The following is an 18,999-nucleotide window of genomic DNA, read 5'->3' on the forward strand; positions in this document are numbered from 1 at the left end:
AAAACATGTGCGAAAACGACAAGAAGGAAAGAACAATGCGCCTCAAGACATGGCTGCTAACAGGAACGAGCATCGGCTTCATCGCCCTTGCACCGCTGGCCGCCTCGGCTCAAGACGCCGAACTGCGAGCCGCTTATGACGCCTATGTGCAGGCTCAGGCTTCCGGTGACGCAGCAGCGCTCGATGTCGCCCAGTCGACCCTGACAGAACTCTGCATCGTGGCCGGCTATGCCAGCCTTGAAGACTGTATTGCTGCGGTGAACGCCGAGCACTCGTCCTCGTCCGAAGCACAGGCTGCCCCTGCTGAGGAGCCCGCGGCTGAGGAGCCAGTGGCCGAAGAGCCAGTGGCGGAAGAACCCGCCCCCGAAGAACCGGTGGTGGAAGAAGAACCCGTGATGGAAGAACCGGCGCCCGAGGAACCGGTTGTCGAGGAGCCCGCTCCTGAGGAGCCGGTTGTCGAAGAAGAACCCGTCGCTGAAGAGCCCGTGGCCGAGGAGCCGGTTGTCGAAGAACAGCCTGCCCCTGAAGAGCCCGTGGCCGAGGAACAGGCGCCTGTCGCCGAGGAAGCTGCTGCGGAAGAGGCCCCTGCTGAAGAAGCACCGGCCGAGGAACCTGCTGCCGAAGTGGCTGTCGACATCAGCGCCGAGCTGTCGGCTCAGGTCGATATCTACAACCAGGCCATTGCTGACCTGCTGGCCGGTGGCGACGCTGCCGACGCACAGGCCCGCATGGATGGCGCCCGCGCCGAAATCGAGGCCCTGTGCGCCGATGCCGGTCTTGGCGATGTCGACACGTGCCTGGCCCAGTACGGCCTGGCCCTGCCTGCCGTCCCGGCCATTGCTGCCGAGCCGGCCGCCGAAGGCCATGGCGAAGACATGACCAGCGAAGAACCCGCGGTTGAAGCAGAGGCCGAAGCTGAAGCTGAGGTTGAAGCCGAGCAGCCGGCACCGGTCGAGGATACGACCTCGAGCGGTGAAGTTGCCGAACCCATCGTGGAACTTCCCGAGGGCGTGACGGCCGAGCAGATCGCGCCGGTCCTCGATAGCGCCAAGGATGTCGACTTTGTCGTCGAGTCCGGTGCCGAGACCACGACCGAGGGCGAAGTCGCTGTCGAAGAACAGCCCGCCGAACCCGCTGCTCCCCCGCCGGAGAGCGATGAGGCTGCCCAGTCCGAGGAAGTCCGCGCCTTTGCCGCCGAGGCCATCCCCGCCGTGACGGCCGAGGAAGGCACCGAGGTGACGGCCACGGAAAACACCACGGTCAACCAGACGGTGATCAACAACTATATCAACAACATCACCAACAACACGACGATCAACAACGAAACGACCGTCAACAATACGACCAACAACACCACCAACAATGTCGAAAACAACATTGGTCAGCAGAACAATGTGACCGTTGTCGAGGCACCGGAAGTGCAGACCAGCTCGGGCGACACCATCGCCCAGGTGATTCTGCAGGTGGGTACGCAGTTGATCGTCAATTCGATCGGTCAGGACACCGACCGGTTCTATGACCCGGCTGAAGACCAGATCTACTACGAGAACCTCAGCAATGGCCGGGTTCGCGAAGTGATCACGCGCCCGGACGGCACCCAGATCGTCACGGTCCGCAACCGCAACGGCGACATCCTGCGTCGCTCGCGCATCACGCCGGACGGTCAGGAATATGTGCTGGCCTACTTCGACGACCGCTACGGTCAGCAGCTCGACACCTGGTATGATCCGGGTCGTGACCTGCCGCCGCTGCGCCTGAACATTCCCGTGCAGGACTACGTGCTCGATGCACGCTATGCCGACGAGAATGAGCTGGAAACGTTCTTCGCCCAGCCGCCGGTCGAACAGGTCGCCCGTATCTACTCGATCGACGAGGTCAAGCGCTCCGCCCGAGTTCGCGACTCCGTGCGCAAGCTCGAAGTGGGCAACCTGACCTTCGATACCGGCGCGGCAACCATTGGCCGTGACCAGGTTGGTGCCCTCTCGGTGGTGGCCAATGCCATGCTGGCGCTGCTGGAACGCAATCCCAATGAGACCTTCCTGATCGAAGGCCATACGGATGCCGTGGGCGCTGACATTTCCAACCTGCGCCTGTCGGATATGCGTGCAGCCACCATTGCCCGCGTGCTGACCGACTTCTACGGCGTGCCGCCGGAAAACCTGGCCACCCAGGGTTATGGCGAACGCTACCTGAAGATCCGCACCGAAGCGGCAGAGCGCGAAAACCGTCGCGTTACGATCCGCCGCATCACGCCGCTGATCACGGTCGCCAGCCGCTAAGGCTTTCGATCCGAAATTTGAGAAAGGCCGGGCTCACCCCCGGCCTTTTTTTCATGCCTGCCCTGCACGCGCGACGCCATCTTGTCACCGCAAATTGGCTTGCTAAGGATGCGCCAGCCTTGGAGTTGGTGACATGAAAAGCCTGGAAATCTTCGTTGAACGCATCATCCTGGCCTCGCGCTGGTTGCTGGTGGCCTTTTATATCGGCCTCGGCATCGCGCTGGCCTTTTATGCACTGACCTTCTTCATCAAGCTGTGGGACTTTGCCAGCCACCTGACCGGCATGGACGAGACCGAAACCATCCTCAAGATCCTCGGGCTGATCGACGCGGCGCTGATCGCGAGCCTGGTGGTGATGGTCATCATCTCGGGCTACGAGAACTTCGTGTCACGCTTCGACAACGAGGAAGAGGTCCACTGGCTCGGCCAGATCGATGCCGGCTCTCTCAAGATCAAGGTGGCCTCCACCATAGTGGCGATCTCCTCGATCCACCTGCTGCAGATTTTTCTCAATGTGCCCAGCTACACCAATGAGCAGATCTTCTGGTACACCGTGCTGCATCTGACCTTTATCGTTTCGGCATTTTTTCTCGCCGTGATCGATAAAATCTCAAAAAAGCCACAAAAGATCGACCTGCAGAACCTTTGATCAGGTCCAGCAAGCCACTGATTCAAAACGGTATTATCAAAAATCTTGCTCCAAATTCGTGCTCTTCACGAACTTGGGAACTCTCGGTCATTGGCCGCGTTTCTTTGCCAGCGTTTAAACAAAGGAGCGAAACAGATGGCTACCCCCGAACGCGATACTGTTTATACAAATGACGGCAACCGCACCGTCTATACCCGTGAGAGCAATGGTACCGGCTGGTTCGTTGGTATCATCGTTGCCCTGGCCCTTCTGGCCATTGGTTATCTCGTCTTCTCGGCCAATTCCGGTCCCTCGACCACTGTCGATGTGAACGGTGCCCCGGCTGTTGAAGCCCCCGTGACCGATCCGGCAGCCGCTCCGGCCCCGATGACCGAAGCCCCGGCCGCTGACGCGATGGCTCCCGCCACCGACGCAGCCCCGATGACTGAGGCTCCGGCCGCCGAAGCCGCCCCGGCTGAAGCCGCCCCTGCGGCCGATGCTCCGGCCGGCACGGAAACCGAGGCTGCTCCGGTTGCTGAACCGGCCGCCCCCGGCGCCTAATAGCCAGCCTTACTGAGTAGGCTAGCTTCCCCGGCTCTGTCCCTCCCTTCAGAGCCAAAAGGACCCCGGCGCCCCACCGGGGTCTTTTATTGCGCCACCGGCCTGACCGGTTGGCGCAATATTGTTTTCAGCCGGTCGGCGGCTGTGCGGCGTGGATCGCTGAGATAGATTTCGTGGTGCGGCCCGTTAAAGGTGAGCCCCATGTCTGGCATGATCGCATCATGCAGACGCGCCAGTACCGGCCCCTCCGCATCGTAGCTGCCCACATGCAAAGCCTGGAGGCACAGGCCTTCTGCCAACTCGGCGACACGAAAGCCCGGCGGAGTCGCCCCCCGCTTCCCTTCGGCCTTGGCGAGGGCCAGATCGAGGCTCGATTGCCCAACCCTGTCGGGCAGCATGATCATCATCGTCCACTGCCAGTTTTGTTTGCGCCGGGCGACGAAATCCGCGGGATCCTTGCTCCACCACAGCCCTTCGAGCGGCGGCACCACAAAGTCGCCCTCCCCGGCCGCCCTGGCGGCGAACTTTGCGCCATAGCTGACCGTATAGAGCCACTCGACCGCGCGGACATAGTCCGGGCTGACATTGGGATCGCCCGCCCCGTCCACCATCAGGAACCGCAGCCGGGGCACGGTGACCAGCTCAAAATCCCGGTTCGCCGGTGCATAAAGCGTCTTGAGCGACTTGCGGACATCCAGCTTCGTCATGGGCTCGCCCCATTCACATTACAATCGGTTCACAAACATTGCAGAACGCCGCTGCACCCCCCATCTTTGCCTGAAATAACGGGAGCCGACATGTTCAATATCGACCAGATCCTCAAGACCCTGCAAACCGACAAGAATGCCCAGCGTACCGCCATGACCGGCGCCGCCGGCCTGGCAGCAGGACTGCTGCTGTCTGGAGGAAAGCCCGGAAAGCTGCTCGGCAATGCGGCAAAGGTGGGCGCCATGGCAGCCGTCGGGGGTCTCGCCTACAAGGCTTGGCAGAATTACCAGCAGGGCCAGAGCGGTCAGGCTTCGCCTCCGAGCGAGGACAAGTTCATTCCCGCGCCCGACACCGCCGCGCAGGAAGAACTGGGCAAGACCCTGGTTCGGGCCATGATCGCCGCCGCCAAGGCGGACGGCCGCATCGACGCCGAGGAAAAGGAAGCGATCTTTGAACGGCTCAAGACCATGCCGCTCTCGGCTGAGGAAAAGGCCTGGGTCTTCGACGAACTCTCGACGCCGCTCGACATCAATGCGGTCGTAGCCCGCGCCGATACGCCCGAGCATGCCGCCGAAATCTACGCCGCCTCGCTCGTGGCCATCAGCGCCGACACCGCCGCCGAACAGGCCTATCTCGAGGCACTGGCAACCAAACTCAAGCTGGACCCGGCCCTGGTCACCGAAATCCATCGCCAGGCCGGCGAAAAAGCCCCCGAGCCTGCACCGGTCCCCGCTTCGCCCTGGGCCTATACGCCAAACAGCAGCAATGTCTGACCGTTTGCCGCGCGGTGTTTCATCCGCGCGGCACCGACCTTTGCATTTCTGAACCGGGTCGATGGCTGCACGGCATGATTGAGAAGGCCGGGCACGTCCACCGAACCAGCCGAGCCGAGGCTATCCCCCTAAAAGGGTGATGACGGCCACCCGGCGCCATGCTTGATTGGCGCATCCTGGGGGTGCCATGCCATGTCCGAACCTGCCCAAGCCGACCGCCCACCCGTTCGCCATCCGCTGTTTCTGGGCTGGGGCGGGTTCTTTCTGCGCCTCAAGGACCAGGGGATCACCCCGGAAGCCGAGGGCCTGAGGTTCCCGCGCGACGGGAAAATCACCTTCAAGCCCTATAGCGACATCGTCGAGGTCAACCTGTCGATGAACGCCATGCCGCGCGGAGCAGCTACCGCCCAGACCAGCATCCGCTTCTTCAACGGGCTGATCCTGCGGGTGTTGAACACAGATGCATGGGGCAATGCCAATGACGACCAGACGCAGCACTATTACCGGTTCAAGGCCGACTTTCACGAGCGGCTGCTGGCCAACGGTGCTGCCCGCAACATCCGCTTCACCACCGGCACGACGCCAGGGCGGGCCAAGGCCCAGAAGGTGATCCTGGCGATTGCGGCAGCCTTCTTCATTGGCACGCCGATCGTCTTGTTCGTCATCACCCGACAGGCCGAAGCCCTGTTCATCATGCTGGGCGGTGCCGCTCTGGTGATCCCGTTCTTCCGGGCCGCCGACCGCAACGCGCCCGCCAGTTACAACCCCAGCGATCCACCCGACATGCTGCGTTGAGCATCCGCAGGCACCCAAGCCTCAGCGGCGTACTTCTCCGGCCCAGGCCCTGATCTGGTCGGCCGGATCGGAAGTCGCGGCATAGCTGCACCGCAGGCCACGCGTCACCGACTTGTCGGGCCATAAAAGCAAGGTGATTGCGTAGTTCCGGCTACCCGAAACAAAATCGTAATCCGCATGGACCCAATCATGGTCCGCGAACGAGACGACTTGCGGACCGCTGCGGCGCGAGCCATCGGCGATCACACTCGGGTCAATATCCTTGCGATCGCTTACCATCGAGGCGAGCATGGCAAAATCGATCTGGCCCCATGGCAAATTGCGGTCATCGGTCAGGTCTTCGGCCCGGAAGGCCTTGCTGCCGGCATGGGAAAAGACCACGCAGACCAACCGCGCCTGCTGGCAAGCACGATCGCAGTCTTGCCGGGCCACGTTCGCCCCGCCCTGCAGCCTCAGGCCCCAGGGGTCTTCCTGACCGAGGGACGGCGCCGCACAAAGGGCCAGGGCGAGCACGGCCGCCCGCAACCTCATTTTCCGGACCGCTTGATCGACTTGATCGCCAGTGGGGGGATGCCGGATTTTTCGGAGATCGCACGGTCCTGTTCCATGATGGCGGCACGCGCCGGCTCATCGCCATCGAGCCCGCCGAGCAGGCTGGCATCGACCTTGCGATTTGACCGCTGGCTGCCGTCTTCATAGACGATGTCGAACATCACGAATTCGGTGCGGGCGGTTGGTTTCTTGGCCATTCTGGCCTCCTTTCAAACGGCAAACCGCGAGCCATTCCGGCTCGCGGTCGCCAAATTCACTGCAAGTGTTGGGGCTAGCGATAGATGCCTTCGCCCTGCTCGTCGATGATCTGCCGGCCCTTGCTGAGGGCCAGGGCGACCAGATCGTCCACCGAGCTCATGCGGTCGGCGCGGATATAGCGATAGCTCTTGAGTTCGCCACCGACATCCTTCTCGATCAACCCGGCGAGCTGATACTCACTGCCCGCGCGCATCTCGATGGCCTTGATGGCAAAGCCCTTGTAGCTCTCCTCACCCAGCACCTTGTCTGCCTTTGGCGCCGCATCGGACGAACCACCGCCAAAGAGTTTTTTCAGAAACGACATGCGGTTCTCCTCACGAAATGATCCTGCGGCCGGGCCGGGGGCGCTCCAGCGCGCCGTGTTTGTCCATCTCCTCCTGCAACCAAAGCGGCGAGATGTCAAAATAGTTCGGCCACATCGGCTTGCCGTTGACCAGTTCGACTTTGGCGAAATAGCGCCGGTCGCGCAGGGGCTCGGTGCCCTCCCCGCGCTCGGCCAGCATTGGCGCCGCGTTGAACGTGCCGAATGTGCCATCCGAAAACGTCACCACCAGCTTGAAGGGAATGGTGGCGCGGATCGAGGTCAGCTTGAGGGGTGGAGCGGCCATTGAGCCGCTCCTAATTATCCAGGAAGCTCCGCAGCTTGCGGCTGCGGCTCGGGTGCTTGAGCTTGCGCAGGGCCTTGGCTTCGATCTGACGGATACGCTCGCGCGTCACCGAGAACTGCTGACCCACTTCCTCAAGCGTATGGTCGGTGTTCATGCCGATACCAAAGCGCATGCGCAGCACGCGCTCTTCGCGAGGCGTCAGCGAGGCCAGAACGCGGGTCGTGGTTTCGCGCAGGTTCGACTGGATCGCCGCATCGATCGGCTGCACGGCGTTCACGTCCTGGATGAAATCGCCGAGATTGCTGTCTTCCTCGTCGCCGATCGGCGTTTCGAGAGAGATCGGCTCCTTGGCGATCTTGAGAACCTTGCGCACCTTGTCGAGCGGCATCTGCAGCTTTTCGCTGAGCTCTTCCGGCGTCGGCTCCCGGCCGATCTCATGCAGCATCTGGCGCGACGTGCGCACAATCTTGTTGATCGTCTCGATCATGTGCACCGGAATACGGATGGTGCGCGCCTGATCGGCGATCGAGCGGGTGATCGCCTGACGAATCCACCAGGTCGCATAGGTCGAGAACTTGTAGCCGCGGCGATATTCGAACTTATCGACGGCCTTCATCAGGCCGATATTGCCTTCCTGAATCAAATCAAGGAACTGCAGGCCGCGGTTCGTGTACTTCTTTGCAATCGAGATCACGAGGCGAAGGTTGGCTTCCACCATTTCCTTCTTGGCGATGGCAGCTTCCCGCTCGCCCTTCTGCACCTTGTGCACGATGCGGCGGTATTCACCGACATCAAGGCCCGCCTCGGTCGCCAGGGTGGCGATGTCACGACGGATTTCGGCAATGGTGTCGGTCTCGCGGCGGGCAAACTCGCCCCAGCCCTTGCCGTCGAAATTCTCAAGTTCCCATTCCCAGCTGGGATCAACCTCGCGGCCATAGTATTTCTCGAGGAAGGACTCGCGCTTGACGCCATAGCTTTCGGCCAGGCGCAGCAGGCGGCCTTCCAGGCGCACCAGGCGCTTGTTAATGTCGTAGAGCTGCTCGACCAGGCTTTCGATACGGCCGGCATTGAGCGAGAGCGACTTCACATCGGCAATGACGTCGGCCCGCAGTGCGGACAGCTTGGCGGTCTCGGCGTCCGAAACGGTCGCGGTGCGATCCTCGGCGTGGCGATCCTGCATTTCGCGCATGGCCCCATAGGCCTCGGCGATGCTGTTGAAGGTCTCCACCACCTGCGGCTTGAGCTCGGCCTCCATGGCCGAGAGCGACAGCGCATTGTCGAATTCGTCGTCGTCGTCCTCGACCGGATCCTGCGGGGCTTCCGGCTCTTCGGGCACATAGTCGTCATCGTCGCCCGAAGAGGCGCGCTTGGGCGCTGCCTTGGGCTTTTCCTTGACCGGCTCGGGTTCGGGCTTGGGCGCGACGTGAACTTCGGGCGCTGCCTGCTTGGCATCGGGACCGGCATAGGTGGCTTCAAGATCGATGATGTCGCGCAGCAGGATCTCGCCCTGGGCAAGCTGGTCGCGCCAGATGATGATGGCCTGGAAGGTCAGCGGTGACTCGCAGAGGCCCTCGATCATGGTCTCGCGACCGGCCTCGATGCGCTTGGCGATGGCGATTTCGCCCTCGCGGCTGAGCAGTTCGACCGAGCCCATTTCGCGCAGATACATGCGCACCGGGTCGTCGGTGCGGTCGGAGCCCGACTTGGTGTTGGAGGTGCTGGCGACGGCGGTGCCGGTCGACGGCGCGACTTCGGTGCCGCTGTCGTCGTCGTCCTTCTCGACCTCGGTTTCCTCGACCTCGTCCTCATCGACGACATTGATGCCCATTTCCGAGAACATGGACATGAAGTCTTCGATCTGCTCGGAGCTGACCTCGTCGGAGGGCAGGACGGCATTGAGTTCTTCGTAGGTGACGTAGCCGCGCTTCTTGGCGACCTTGATGAGCTTTTTTACGGCCGCATCGTTCTGGTCGATCAGGGGGCTGTCGTTAGAGGTCTCAGGCGCGCCGGATTCCGGCTTTTCGGTATCCTTGGAAACTTTGTTCGCTGCCTTGGTGGCCATCTGCTGCTCCTCGGGACCCGTGGGCGGGCGGTCCCGGCTGTGTCTTAGGTGGTGACAACTCAAGACAAGGTAAAGGGCGTTTCACCGGAGCGTTACGGCTCCCGGCAATTCTGGTCGCTTCCGGGCGCATATGGCAAGTGATTCGCCATAACGCAAAACCGCGCACCGTCGCACGCCTCCAGGGATATCCCCTAAAAACTGCGAGTTGCGCGTCCCGATAGCGAACCAAATCCTTCGATCAATGCCTCTGTGCCATCGACAGTGGTAATCTGGTTCTTGATGTCACGCAGCCTTTCAAAGGTTTCTTCGCTCGGGTCTTCGCCCAGCGCCGCTTCGGCTGCCTTGAGTTCCTTATTTAGCTGAACTTTCTTGTTATGCAAGGCCAGCGCGTGACTCAATCCGGTCTCTGCGTCAGGCAGCGCAGTCTCGGGCGCCACCTGCCACACCCCCTGCTTCTGCAATGTTTCGGCCATGCGCTCCAGGGCCGGGCCGTGCCCCCTGGCGCCCAGCGCAGCGCTCAGGTCCTGGGCGGAAATATCGTGATGACGCACGGCAAGCGCCAGAATATCGCCCAGCACCTTCTGGGCCAGAGGCGTCTCGCAATCGAGTGCCGCCAGCGCCTCAAAATGGTCTTCGACCAGGGCCGGGTGATTGACCAGCGTCAGCACCACGATCGCCTCGCGCGGGGATGCCTCGGCGACGCCGCCAGAGCGCAGCAACCGCGAATTGCGCAGCGTATCCGACACGACGAGGCGCGGCGTGCCCCGGGCCGGATAGCCATAGGCGCCGCTCTGGCCATAGGCCGGCTTGCCGCCGCCGCGCCAGTTGTCCCGCCCGGTCTGGCGCAGGGGCGCAAAGAAGGCCTTGAGCTTTTCATCGAACGCCTGGCCATAGTGGAACCGGACGGTCGAGTCCTGAATGGCATTGGCCCTCTCGCGTAGGCGCGCCTGCAAGGCCGCGCGCTCCTCGGGAGCCTCGGGCACCAGCCCGCCCGTCTCAAAGCTCCAGACCATGTCGGACAGGCTTCGGGCCTTCTCGATCACTTCGGCAAAGGCGCCCCGGCCCTGCGCCTTGATCAGGTCATCAGGGTCCTGGCCCTCGGGCAGCGTGGCAATCTTGACGCTTTTACCCGGCTTGAGATGCGGCAGGATGAGATCGGCGGCCCGCTCGGCGGCCTTGAGCCCCGCCTTGTCGCCATCGAAGCACAGGACAGGATTGTCGCTCATGCGCCAGAGCAGTTGCACATGCTCCTCGGTCAACGCCGTGCCCAGGGGCGCGACGGCCCCCTCGAACCCGGCCGAAACCGCAGCGATCACATCGAGATAGCCTTCCACCACGATGACCGTGGCCCCATCGCGCGCCGCCGCCCGGGCCGATTGCCCGTTATAGAGCGTCTGCCGCTTGGAAAAGAGCTCGGTCTCGGGAGAGTTGAGATATTTTGCCGGCACATCCGGCGACATGGCCCGCCCGCCAAAGGCGATCACCCGCCCGCGAAAATCGCTGATCGGGAACATGACGCGGTTGCGAAAGCGATCATAGGTCAGCGGATCGTCGTCGCGGCTGGTGACCAGGCCGGTGTCGATCATCGCCTGTGCGGAAACGCCATTGGCCGCCAGATGCTCCTTGAGCCCATTGCGGCTATCGGGGGCAAAACCGATGCGGAACCGGCTCTGGCTCTGCGGCGACACGCCCCGGTCGAACAGATAGCCGCGCGCCCGCGCCCCGATATTATGGGCCAATGCGGCCTCGAAATATTTCGTCGCCAGGTCCATGACGTCGATCAGGGTGCGCTGGGCCGCCTCGCGTTTTTCGGTGCGTTCGTCCCGCGCCGGCATGGCGACGCCCGCCATCCCGGCCAGCTTCTCGACCGCTTCGGGAAAACTCATCCCTGCCTTTTCGGTCAGGAACCGGAAGTGGTCGCCGCTCGCGCCACAGCCAAAGCAGTGATAGATGCCGCGGCGGTCATCGGCGTGAAAGCTGGGGCTCTTCTCGGCATGGAAAGGGCAACAGGCCCACATATCGCCCTTGCCCGGCTGGCTCTTGCGCTTGTCCCAAAGGACGTGCTCGCCCACCACCTGCGTAATCGGCAGGCGCTGACGGATCTCCTCCAAAAAGGTATCGGTGAAGCGCATATGTGCTAGTTAGGCATTTGCCACGGCAAAGTCACGAGCCAGGAACTTATCCACACCCATGCCGCAAACCAAGATGCCCACGCCCGTGCTGCTCGCCCTGACGGTTGGCCCGGCCATCCTGATCGGCGCAACCCTGTGGGTTGTCGGTGACCTCGTGCCGGCCTGTACGGTGACCGAAGACAGCCGCCAGACCTCGCCCGACGGGCAGTTCGATCTCGTCACCTTCTCCCGTGATTGCGGCGACACGCCCGCCAATATCCAGGCCGCCTTGGTGCCCCCTGACGAAGAGGTGCCATTTGATGCCGCCAGTTTCGTGTCGGTGGCCGCCATGGCCGACCTCGCGCCCCGCTGGGATGGCTATGGCAATATCGAAATCACCCTGCCCCAGGGCGCCGAAATCCTGCGCCAGGACGACGCCGTCGCCGGCATTACCGTCATCTATCGCTAGCCACGTCCGGTCTCCGCACGGATCAGGTTCACCTCATCCGCGCGATAGGGCCGCCCATCGGCATGGAACACATCGTGGAACCACGGGTCGGGTGGCGCCGAAACATAGGGATTGGCCCAACTGTCCCATGGATAAAGCGTCTGCGAACGGCCTGCCACCAGCCCCCAGCAATAGGACGCGATCTTTTCGCGCCGCGCGATGGGCAGGATAGTCTCGAAGGTGCTGCCGGGGGTGCGCGCCATGAATTCGGTCAGGAACAGCGGCCGGTCCCGCGGCAGGCCGAGCAGCTTGGCTTCCAGCTTGTCCGGCGTCTGATAGTCGTGAAAGCTGATGACGTCAGAATTTTCGATCTGGATGCGCGCATGAGCGTCGTCGTAAAGCGTTTCGCCCGACCAGACGCCGGAAGTCAGCGGCTGGGAGGGTCCGGCCGATCGCACCCATTGAAAAACCTGCGGCAGAAGTTCGGAAATCAGCGCCCGCTTGTTCTCGACTTCGGTGAAGCGACCACCATTGAGATTGCTGGGCTCGTTCCAGACATCCCAGACAATGACCCGCTCGTCCTGCCCGAATGTGCTGGCCACATCTTCGCAATAGTGGCGCAAGCGCGACCATTGGCTCCGGTCCGCCAGCGCCCTGCCCGGACCCTGCACCCATTGCGAATTGTGGACGCCTGGCCGTGGCTCGGGCTGCGCCCCCAATGCGACATCGGGGTTCCAGACCGAGTCGAACAGCACCAGCATGGTGCTGATGCCCTTGCCGGCGGCGATATCGAGATAGCGCTCGATCCGGTCGCAAAATCCGTCGCGGTCGGTGTGCCAGAGCAGATCATGCAGAAACACCCGCATGGTGTCCATGCCGATATCGGCGGCCCAGCCCAGTTCGCGGGCGATCGTGACCGCATCGAAGCTTTCCGCCTGCCACATTTCCAACTGGTTGGAAGCTGTCGACGGAACAAAATTGGCCCCGACCAGCCACGGCTGGCCGGCATACCAGGCATTGGCGCGCTCAACGCTCCAGCGCCCCGGTGCTGACTGCTCGCTCATGGGCTCAGCCGGCCTTGCTGGCCTGATAGAGCCGCCAGGCCCAGCCGAACAGACCGACTGCAAAGACGATCAGCAGCACGCCGCCGATGATCATGCCAATCGAGGCGCTCAACAGCGGAAACAGCAGGAACACCAGTCCAAGCAGCACATAGGACACGCCCGACAGCACCACCGGCCAGATACGGGCATAGCTCTCCCGCTCCCGGACAATCACCACGATCTGCATCACACCCACAATGATTGCGGCAATGCCCACCAGGCTCGAAAGGAAGGTCACGGTGAACACTGTCGCCAGCAGCGGGCTGATCAGAATCAGCACGCCCAGGATCAACGATGCCGCATTGGCCGCCACGTCGAACCAGTAATTGCCGCTCTTGCCGCCACCGAAGGTCAGGCTCCAGAGCCCGAGCGCCCCGTCGATGATCAGCAGGATGGCCCCGAACAGCACCAGCACTGCCAGCGCCTCGATCGGCCAGATGATCGCATAGAGCCCTGCCAGCAGCATGAGCGCGCCGCGCAATGCCGTTGCCAGCGCGAACCGGCGCTTGGTTTGGGACGATACCGCCATTTTCATTCTCCCCGCGGCGAGGCCGCTCCGCACATGGCCCGAGCCTAGTGCAATGTTCCGGTTCGGGGAACGGGCCTGTGCGGGAAAATCAACGCCTCATCGGACATGCCCGGATGACGCACCCGCTATAGATTATCTCCACCTCCGCTCCCATTTTGTGCATTGCCGCAATCGCCGCGAACGTGAAAAACCGGGCCCACGATCGACCTCCAATCGCGCAGCATCATGCCCTTGCCCCTGTTCACCCTGTTCCTGGCGGCCTTCGCCTTCGGAACTGCCGAATTCGTCATCGCCGGCGTGCTGCCCGATGTGGCGCTTGGTCTGGGTGTCTCGGTGCCGGTCGCGGGTTATCTGGTCACCGGTTACGCGGCAGGGATCGCCATCGGCGGCCCGCTGCTGGCGATCGCTACCAAGACCATCAATCGCAAGACGCTGGTGGTTACCCTTGCCTTGGTGTTTGCCCTCGGCCAGTGCCTTTGCGCCATGGCTCCGAATTTCGAAGTCCTGCTGGCTGTTCGCATTGCCGTTGCCGTGTTGCATGGCACTTATTTCGGCATCGCTTTCGTGGTCGGCACCGGCACCGTGCCACCCGAGCGGCGCGGCTTTGCCATGGCCGTCATCCTCGCCGGACTGACGGTTTCAAATGTGCTCGGCGTACCCGCAGGAACCGCCATTGGTCACGCTCTTGGTTGGCGGGCCACCTTCTGGGCGGTGGGCGGCTTTGCCTTTGTGGCGGCGCTTGGTCTCATCTTCTTTCTGCCCGCAAAGGCCGGTGCGAGTGCGACAGTTGGCTCGTTCCGCCAGGAAATCCGCACCATCGGGCGCCAGCAGATCTTTGTCGGCCTGCTCATCGCGATACTGGTGATGATCGGGCAATACAGCCTCTTCACCTACATCGCGCCGCTGCTCACGGAGGTGACCAGGCTCGATGCCTCGGCCCTGCCGCCCATCCTGCTCGCCTATGGGGTCGGGTCCACGATCGGGGTCTTCATCGGCGGGCGCATGGCCGATTGGCGGCTCATGCCCTCCGTGCTCATCATCCTCTCGGTTCAGGCGCTGTTGTTCGCAGCCGTCTATTTTGCCAGCCCCTATGCGCTGCCGATGATCATCCTGGTCTTGTTCTGGGGTGGCGCCAATTTTGCGATCGGCTCGCCGCTGCAATCGCGCATGCTGCTCTGGGCCGCCGATGCGCCGAACCTGACCTCGACACTGATTCCGGCCGGCTTCAATGTCGGCATCGCCATCGGCGCCATTCTCGGCTCCTCGCTGCTCGAGGCCGGGATGGGCTATGGCAGCCTGCCCCTTATCGGCACGGCCAGTGTGCTCATGGCCCTGGTGCTGGCGCTGTGCTCGCATTTCGCGGAAAACCGCAGTGGCCGTGCGCCACCCCTGCCAATGGGTGCAACCGCCTGAAATGGCGTAATAAACTGGTGACCATCCGGCGTGATTTCACCCAGCGGAAAGATTTCCGAAGCCTTTGAGACGCTATAGGGCAGGAAATGCTCTGCAACGGCGCGGCTCATGATCGACAACACAACGCTTCAAATCGGCATCGCTTTTTCCGGCGCCTCGCTGACGATCGCGTTGTTGATCGGCTGGCTGAACACCCGCCACGAACGCTATCTGGTCCACGGTTCGGGCGGCATCAGCCTGATCGTGCTGGGCGTCGCCATCATGGGGCTGCGCTCAGGCAGTTATGACCTGCTCCGGACATTCCTGCCCTATTCCCTGGTCGTCGTCGGCATGGCCCTGATCTATGCCGGTTCGCGCCTGTTCAGGGACAATTCCGCCGACCTGCGGTCGTCCATTGTTCTGGCTGTCGCGGTGCCACTCATCATGGCCGTGCCCTTCACGCTGGGCTATTACGGCACCGGCACCATTGTCCTCAATGTCGCTTCCGGCGTCATCATGCTGATGTGCGCGCGCGAATATTGGGATGGACGCGCGGAAGGGCCGATCGCCATGACGGCCAATGCGGTCATCTATGCGGTCATTGCCGTCTCCTTCCTGTGCTGCGCTGCCGTGCTTGCCTGGGACGGAACCTGGGTGATGACCTCTGCCGCCGACAACTGGGCCGAAAACTTCAATTCCATCATGACGCTTGTCGGTTTCACCGGCATCGGGGCGATCACCCTCACCCTCCACCATGCCCGCGCAGCCCGCCTGCATCACGCTGAAGCCAATACCGATGCACTGACCGGCGTGCTCAATCGGCGAGCCCTCTTTGCCCGCTTTGACGAAAACCGGCTGGCCACGGGCATTTGCGTGCTGATGTTCGATCTCGACAGTTTCAAGCAGATCAACGACTCGCGCGGCCATGCCCACGGCGATGTTGTGCTGCAGCGCTTCGCCGGCATAGCCAGGTCGATCCTGCGCCCCGAGGACACAGTCGCCCGTGTCGGTGGCGAGGAGTTCTGCGTGGTGATGGCCGGTCTTCAGCGCGACGCTGCGCGCGCTGTGGCCGAACGGGTCAGGGGCGAATTCGCCGACCTTCTCATCCCGATCAATGCCGAAGGCGATACCGCCTCCGTCAGCGCGGGCCTCGCGATCGGGGGGAAAGATGAAACCTTCTCGTCGGTGATGCGCCGGGCCGATCACGCCCTCTACAAGGCCAAGAACGGCGGCCGCAACCAGGTGCAGGTCGCGGCCCTCCGTCAGGTGGCCTGAGTCTCAGCCGGCGCTCAACGCCGCCCGAACCTGCCCGCTGACCTTGCCAAAATCGATTCGCCCCGGATAGTCAGCCTTGAGTCGGGCGATCACCTTGCCCATGTCTTTTGGACCTTCGGCGCCGGTGGACGAGATTGCCGCCGAAATTGCCGCCAGCACCTCTTCCTCGGTCAGGCCCTTGGGCAGGAATTCGTTGAGAATGTCGATCTCTTCCTTTTCCACCGTGGCGAGGTCGGCGCGGCCGGCCTGGGCATAGATCGCAAAGCTTTCCTCGCGCTGCTTCACCATTTTCTGGATCATGGCGAGAATTTCATCGCTGGTCGCCGGACCCTTGCCGTCGCCGCGATTGGCAATGTCCCGATCCTTGATCGCCGCATTGATCGAGCGCAACGTCGCCGTGCGCCGCTGATCGCGGGCCTTTAGCGCCTGCTTGAGCCCTTCGCTGATGTCTTCACGCATGTGAGCGCGCTCCTTGCTGAGCCAAATGATGTCCCCATATAGGCAAGATTGACGCCATCCGCCACTTGCGCTGGCGCGCATGGGCTTCTAAAGGGAAGCCTCAACCGACATCATCGCCGCGACGCTGGGGCAGGCTCCCGCCTCCGATCTCGACGCGCGACCACATCAAACTGTGCTTGGAGACCCAAAGTGACCGGCTGGCAGCAGAAACCCGCGACCGCTCTTCTGATCCTGGCGGACGGCACCCGTCTTGAGGGCCATGGCATTGGCGCGGTCGGGCACGCAGCCGGCGAAGTCTGCTTCAACACCGCCATGACCGGTTATCAGGAAGTGCTGACCGATCCGTCCTATGCCGGCCAGATCATCACCTTCACCTTCCCCCATATTGGCAATGTCGGCGCCAATGACGAAGACATCGAGACGGTCAACATGGCCGCCCTGTCCGGTGTACGGGGTGTCGTGCTCAAGGCCGACATCACCAATCCCTCGAACTATCGCGCCGCCGAAAAGCTCGATGCCTGGCTCAAGAAGCGCAACATCGTCGGCATTGCCGGCGTCGATACCCGCGCCCTGACCGCCCGCATCCGCGAAAACGGCATGCCCAATGGCGTCATTGCGCACGAGCCCACCGGCCTCTTCGACGAAGGTTCGGTCATGGCCGAACTCAAGGCCTTTCCGGGCCTTGAAGGGCTCGACCTCGCCAAGGAAGTCACCACAGCCCAGACCTATCACTGGGACCAGACCGGCTGGCAGTGGAATGTGGGCTACGGCACGCTCGAGAACCCGGACTTCCACGTCGTGGCCATCGACTATGGCGCCAAGCGCAATATCCTGCGCTGCCTCGCCGATCAGGGCGCCAGGGTGACCGTGGTCCCGGCCACCGCTTCGGCGGCCGATGTGCTCTCGCACAATCCCGATGCCATCTTCCTCAGCAATGGCCCGGGCGATCCGGCCGCCACCGGCAAATATGCCGTCCCCACCATCCAGAAGCTGATGGAAGCCGGCAAGCCGATGTTCGGGATCTGCCTCGGCCACCAGTTGCTGGGCCTCGCCCTCGGCGGCAAGACCTCGAAGATGCATCAGGGCCACCATGGCGCCAATCATCCGGTCAAGGATCTGACAACCGGGAAGGTCGAAATTACCTCCATGAACCACGGCTTCGCCGTTGATTCGGACAGCCTGCCCGCTGGCGTCACCCAGACCCATATCTCGCTGTTCGATGGCTCCAATGCCGGTCTCGCGGTCGAAGGCAAGCCGATCTTTTCGGTGCAGTACCACCCCGAGGCCAGCCCCGGCCCCAAAGACAGCCATTATCTGTTCACGCGCTTCCTCAACCATGTCCGCAAGGCCAAGGGCCTGCCCGAGAAGCCCGAGCACCTCGCGCCCGGCGAAGCGGCCTGAACCTGAGCCTGTCCAAGGCGGCAGTGGATCGGCATGACCAAGCGTGACATTCTCGACGGCCTCAAGGGTGGCGCGATCATCGCGCTGTCGGCCTGCCCCTTTGCGGTGCTCTTTGGCGCCGTCGCCGTGGACAATGGCCTCAGCGTGTTTGACGTCGCCCTGATGAGCGCCACCATCTATGCCGGCGCCAGCCAGCTCGTGGGCATCGAGCTCTTCGGCCAGCAGGTCGCGCCCTGGCTGATCGTGCTCTCGATCTTTGCCGTCAATTTCCGCCACATCCTGTATTCGGCAGCCATTGCCCGGCATATCCGGACCTATTCGGTCACGCAGAAGGTTATTGCGTTCTTCTTTCTCATCGACCCCCAGTTTGCCGAGGCCGTAAGGCGTGGCGAGGAAGGCCGGCCGGTCAGTTTCACCTGGTACATGGCCTTCGCCCTGGTGATCTATTTTCCCTGGCTACTGTTTTCGGTACTCGGCGCCTGGTTCGGATCCATGCTCGGCGACCCGCGTGTCTGGGCCATCGATGTCCTGTTGCCGATCTATTTCATGGGCCTGGTCATGGGCTTCCGCCGCAAGGCCGGATTCTACCCCGTGGTGGCGGCCTCCATGGCCGGCTCCGTGGCCGGATACTACCTGATCGGCTCGCCCTGGCACGTCAGCATCGGCGCCGCCTGCGGCGTCCTGGTCGCGGCCTTGCTGCCCCTGCCGCAAAAGCCCGCACCTGTCGCCGATGAGGTGACACAATGATGGACCCGCTTTCGACTGTCTGGCTGATCCTTGCGGCTGCCGTCGCCACCTATGTCACCCGCTTTGGCGGCTATGTGCTGATCAGCCGTATGCGCACGCTGCCGCCGCGGCTTGAAGCCGCTCTCAATGCGGTACCTGCAGCGGTGCTTACGACGCTCTGGGCGCCGGCATTCTTCACCGGTGGCTGGGATGTCCGCCTGGCGCTGGTCGTCGCGGCGCTGGTCAGCCTGCGCTTTCCGGGGCTGACCATGCTTGCCGCCGGCTGGGCAGCCGCCATGGCCGCCCGCCACCTGTTCGGGCTTTAAGCAGG

At 62.8% G+C, this 18,999-nt stretch carries 21 protein-coding genes; 11 read left to right on the forward strand and 10 right to left on the reverse strand.

Going from position 1 to position 18,999, the window contains the following annotated elements; translation table 11 throughout:
- The first annotated feature begins 35 nt into the window (after positions 1-35).
- The 3 genes from KIT02_RS06855 (at position 36) to KIT02_RS06865 (ending at position 3,468) form a co-directional block, all read left to right on the forward strand.
- Positions 36-2,279, forward strand: coding sequence for an OmpA family protein (locus KIT02_RS06855; protein WP_297583991.1), 2,244 nt, complete (start codon positions 36-38; stop codon positions 2,277-2,279).
- Between the two features lie 133 nt (positions 2,280-2,412).
- On the forward strand, positions 2,413-2,928 hold the full coding sequence (locus KIT02_RS06860; RefSeq protein WP_297583993.1) for a TIGR00645 family protein: 516 nt from the start codon (positions 2,413-2,415) through the stop codon (positions 2,926-2,928).
- A gap of 135 nt (positions 2,929-3,063) precedes the next feature.
- Entirely contained in the window at positions 3,064-3,468 is a 405-nt protein-coding gene (locus KIT02_RS06865; protein WP_297583995.1) for a hypothetical protein, read from the forward strand.
- Positions 3,469-3,554: 86 nt separating this feature from the next.
- On the opposite strand, the gene KIT02_RS06870 is transcribed toward KIT02_RS06865, so the two are convergent.
- On the reverse strand, positions 3,555-4,175 hold the full coding sequence (locus tag KIT02_RS06870) for a GyrI-like domain-containing protein (protein ID WP_297583997.1): 621 nt from the start codon (positions 4,173-4,175) through the stop codon (positions 3,555-3,557).
- 90 nt (positions 4,176-4,265) lie between these two features.
- Here KIT02_RS06870 and KIT02_RS06875 point away from each other — a divergent pair, with 90 nt between their 5' ends.
- Both KIT02_RS06875 and KIT02_RS06880 read left to right on the forward strand, forming a co-directional pair.
- On the forward strand, positions 4,266-4,949 hold the full coding sequence (locus KIT02_RS06875) for a tellurite resistance TerB family protein (RefSeq protein ID WP_297583999.1): 684 nt from the start codon (positions 4,266-4,268) through the stop codon (positions 4,947-4,949).
- A 192-nt stretch (positions 4,950-5,141) separates the two neighbouring features.
- Positions 5,142-5,744, forward strand: a complete 603-nt coding sequence (locus KIT02_RS06880) for a hypothetical protein (protein WP_297584002.1) — start codon at positions 5,142-5,144, stop codon at positions 5,742-5,744.
- Positions 5,745-5,765: 21 nt separating this feature from the next.
- Here KIT02_RS06880 and KIT02_RS06885 read toward each other — a convergent pair whose 3' ends face one another.
- From KIT02_RS06885 to dnaG, 6 genes are all read right to left on the reverse strand, one after another.
- Entirely contained in the window at positions 5,766-6,257 is a 492-nt protein-coding gene (locus tag KIT02_RS06885) for a hypothetical protein (RefSeq protein ID WP_297584005.1), read from the reverse strand.
- 14 nt (positions 6,258-6,271) lie between these two features.
- A complete protein-coding gene (locus tag KIT02_RS06890; RefSeq protein ID WP_297584008.1) occupies positions 6,272-6,493 on the reverse strand; it encodes a hypothetical protein in 222 nt (73 codons plus the stop codon).
- Positions 6,494-6,567: 74 nt separating this feature from the next.
- Entirely contained in the window at positions 6,568-6,858 is a 291-nt protein-coding gene (locus tag KIT02_RS06895) for an HlyU family transcriptional regulator (RefSeq protein ID WP_297584011.1), read from the reverse strand.
- 10 nt (positions 6,859-6,868) lie between these two features.
- Positions 6,869-7,162 (reverse strand): DUF2442 domain-containing protein, encoded by a 294-nt coding sequence (locus KIT02_RS06900; RefSeq protein ID WP_297584014.1) that lies wholly within the window; start codon positions 7,160-7,162, stop codon positions 6,869-6,871.
- A 10-nt stretch (positions 7,163-7,172) separates the two neighbouring features.
- Positions 7,173-9,224 (reverse strand): RNA polymerase sigma factor RpoD, encoded by a 2,052-nt coding sequence (gene rpoD, locus KIT02_RS06905; RefSeq protein WP_297584017.1) that lies wholly within the window; start codon positions 9,222-9,224, stop codon positions 7,173-7,175.
- 191 nt (positions 9,225-9,415) lie between these two features.
- Positions 9,416-11,356, reverse strand: coding sequence for a DNA primase (gene dnaG, locus KIT02_RS06910; RefSeq protein WP_297584019.1), 1,941 nt, complete (start codon positions 11,354-11,356; stop codon positions 9,416-9,418).
- A gap of 58 nt (positions 11,357-11,414) precedes the next feature.
- Between dnaG and KIT02_RS06915 the strand changes: the two genes are divergently transcribed.
- On the forward strand, positions 11,415-11,804 hold the full coding sequence (locus tag KIT02_RS06915) for a hypothetical protein (protein WP_297584021.1): 390 nt from the start codon (positions 11,415-11,417) through the stop codon (positions 11,802-11,804).
- Here KIT02_RS06915 and KIT02_RS06920 read toward each other — a convergent pair.
- Together KIT02_RS06920 and KIT02_RS06925 are read right to left on the reverse strand one after the other, a co-directional pair.
- Positions 11,801-12,847: a cellulase family glycosylhydrolase gene (locus tag KIT02_RS06920; RefSeq protein ID WP_297584023.1), complete on the reverse strand. Its 1,047-nt coding sequence runs from the start codon at positions 12,845-12,847 to the stop codon at positions 11,801-11,803. The genes KIT02_RS06915 and KIT02_RS06920 overlap by 4 nt on opposite strands.
- Positions 12,848-12,851: 4 nt before the next feature.
- Entirely contained in the window at positions 12,852-13,415 is a 564-nt protein-coding gene (locus tag KIT02_RS06925) for a DUF308 domain-containing protein (protein ID WP_297584026.1), read from the reverse strand.
- Between the two features lie 225 nt (positions 13,416-13,640).
- Here KIT02_RS06925 and KIT02_RS06930 point away from each other — a divergent pair, with 225 nt between their 5' ends.
- Both KIT02_RS06930 and KIT02_RS06935 read left to right on the forward strand, forming a co-directional pair.
- Positions 13,641-14,828 carry an MFS transporter gene (locus tag KIT02_RS06930; protein ID WP_297584029.1) on the forward strand — a complete coding sequence of 396 codons (1,188 nt, stop codon included), beginning with the start codon at positions 13,641-13,643 and terminating at the stop codon, positions 14,826-14,828.
- Positions 14,829-14,936: 108 nt separating this feature from the next.
- Positions 14,937-16,082, forward strand: coding sequence for a GGDEF domain-containing protein (locus KIT02_RS06935; RefSeq protein WP_297584032.1), 1,146 nt, complete (start codon positions 14,937-14,939; stop codon positions 16,080-16,082).
- A gap of 3 nt (positions 16,083-16,085) precedes the next feature.
- On the opposite strand, the gene KIT02_RS06940 is transcribed toward KIT02_RS06935, so the two are convergent.
- The gene (locus KIT02_RS06940; protein WP_297584035.1) at positions 16,086-16,541 is read right to left on the reverse strand and encodes a GatB/YqeY domain-containing protein; all 456 of its coding nucleotides are present in this window, start codon (positions 16,539-16,541) and stop codon (positions 16,086-16,088) included.
- Between the two features lie 189 nt (positions 16,542-16,730).
- Between KIT02_RS06940 and carA the strand changes: the two genes are divergently transcribed.
- Genes carA through KIT02_RS06955 form a run of 3 tightly spaced genes read left to right on the forward strand, consistent with a single transcriptional unit; the run spans position 16,731 to position 18,994 of the window.
- Positions 16,731-17,942 (forward strand): glutamine-hydrolyzing carbamoyl-phosphate synthase small subunit, encoded by a 1,212-nt coding sequence (carA, locus tag KIT02_RS06945; protein ID WP_297584043.1) that lies wholly within the window; start codon positions 16,731-16,733, stop codon positions 17,940-17,942.
- Positions 17,943-17,975: 33 nt separating this feature from the next.
- On the forward strand, positions 17,976-18,689 hold the full coding sequence (locus KIT02_RS06950; RefSeq protein ID WP_297584046.1) for an AzlC family ABC transporter permease: 714 nt from the start codon (positions 17,976-17,978) through the stop codon (positions 18,687-18,689).
- Positions 18,686-18,994 carry an AzlD family protein gene (locus KIT02_RS06955; RefSeq protein ID WP_297584049.1) on the forward strand — a complete coding sequence of 103 codons (309 nt, stop codon included), beginning with the start codon at positions 18,686-18,688 and terminating at the stop codon, positions 18,992-18,994. Before KIT02_RS06950 ends, KIT02_RS06955 begins: the two co-directional genes overlap by 4 nt.
- Positions 18,995-18,999: the final 5 nt, after the last annotated feature.

Origin of the sequence: Devosia sp. (assembly GCF_025809055.1) — a bacterium.
Classification (GTDB): domain Bacteria; phylum Pseudomonadota; class Alphaproteobacteria; order Rhizobiales; family Devosiaceae; genus Devosia.

Coding starts and splice junctions, on each gene's coding strand:
- rpoD (WP_297584017.1), bottom strand. CDS start 9,224: ATGGCCACCAAGGCAGCGAACAAAGTTTCCAAGGATACCGAAAAGCCG.
- KIT02_RS06920 (WP_297584023.1), bottom strand. CDS start 12,847: ATGAGCGAGCAGTCAGCACCGGGGCGCTGGAGCGTTGAGCGCGCCAAT.
- KIT02_RS06930 (WP_297584029.1), top strand. CDS start 13,641: ATGCCCTTGCCCCTGTTCACCCTGTTCCTGGCGGCCTTCGCCTTCGGA.
- KIT02_RS06900 (WP_297584014.1), bottom strand. CDS start 7,162: ATGGCCGCTCCACCCCTCAAGCTGACCTCGATCCGCGCCACCATTCCC.
- KIT02_RS06915 (WP_297584021.1), top strand. CDS start 11,415: ATGCCGCAAACCAAGATGCCCACGCCCGTGCTGCTCGCCCTGACGGTT.
- KIT02_RS06940 (WP_297584035.1), bottom strand. CDS start 16,541: ATGCGTGAAGACATCAGCGAAGGGCTCAAGCAGGCGCTAAAGGCCCGC.
- KIT02_RS06855 (WP_297583991.1), top strand. CDS start 36: ATGCGCCTCAAGACATGGCTGCTAACAGGAACGAGCATCGGCTTCATC.
- KIT02_RS06925 (WP_297584026.1), bottom strand. CDS start 13,415: ATGGCGGTATCGTCCCAAACCAAGCGCCGGTTCGCGCTGGCAACGGCA.
- KIT02_RS06880 (WP_297584002.1), top strand. CDS start 5,142: ATGTCCGAACCTGCCCAAGCCGACCGCCCACCCGTTCGCCATCCGCTG.
- KIT02_RS06870 (WP_297583997.1), bottom strand. CDS start 4,175: ATGACGAAGCTGGATGTCCGCAAGTCGCTCAAGACGCTTTATGCACCG.
- KIT02_RS06955 (WP_297584049.1), top strand. CDS start 18,686: ATGATGGACCCGCTTTCGACTGTCTGGCTGATCCTTGCGGCTGCCGTC.
- KIT02_RS06865 (WP_297583995.1), top strand. CDS start 3,064: ATGGCTACCCCCGAACGCGATACTGTTTATACAAATGACGGCAACCGC.
- KIT02_RS06895 (WP_297584011.1), bottom strand. CDS start 6,858: ATGTCGTTTCTGAAAAAACTCTTTGGCGGTGGTTCGTCCGATGCGGCG.
- KIT02_RS06950 (WP_297584046.1), top strand. CDS start 17,976: ATGACCAAGCGTGACATTCTCGACGGCCTCAAGGGTGGCGCGATCATC.
- dnaG (WP_297584019.1), bottom strand. CDS start 11,356: ATGCGCTTCACCGATACCTTTTTGGAGGAGATCCGTCAGCGCCTGCCG.
- KIT02_RS06860 (WP_297583993.1), top strand. CDS start 2,413: ATGAAAAGCCTGGAAATCTTCGTTGAACGCATCATCCTGGCCTCGCGC.
- KIT02_RS06935 (WP_297584032.1), top strand. CDS start 14,937: ATGATCGACAACACAACGCTTCAAATCGGCATCGCTTTTTCCGGCGCC.
- KIT02_RS06890 (WP_297584008.1), bottom strand. CDS start 6,493: ATGGCCAAGAAACCAACCGCCCGCACCGAATTCGTGATGTTCGACATC.
- KIT02_RS06875 (WP_297583999.1), top strand. CDS start 4,266: ATGTTCAATATCGACCAGATCCTCAAGACCCTGCAAACCGACAAGAAT.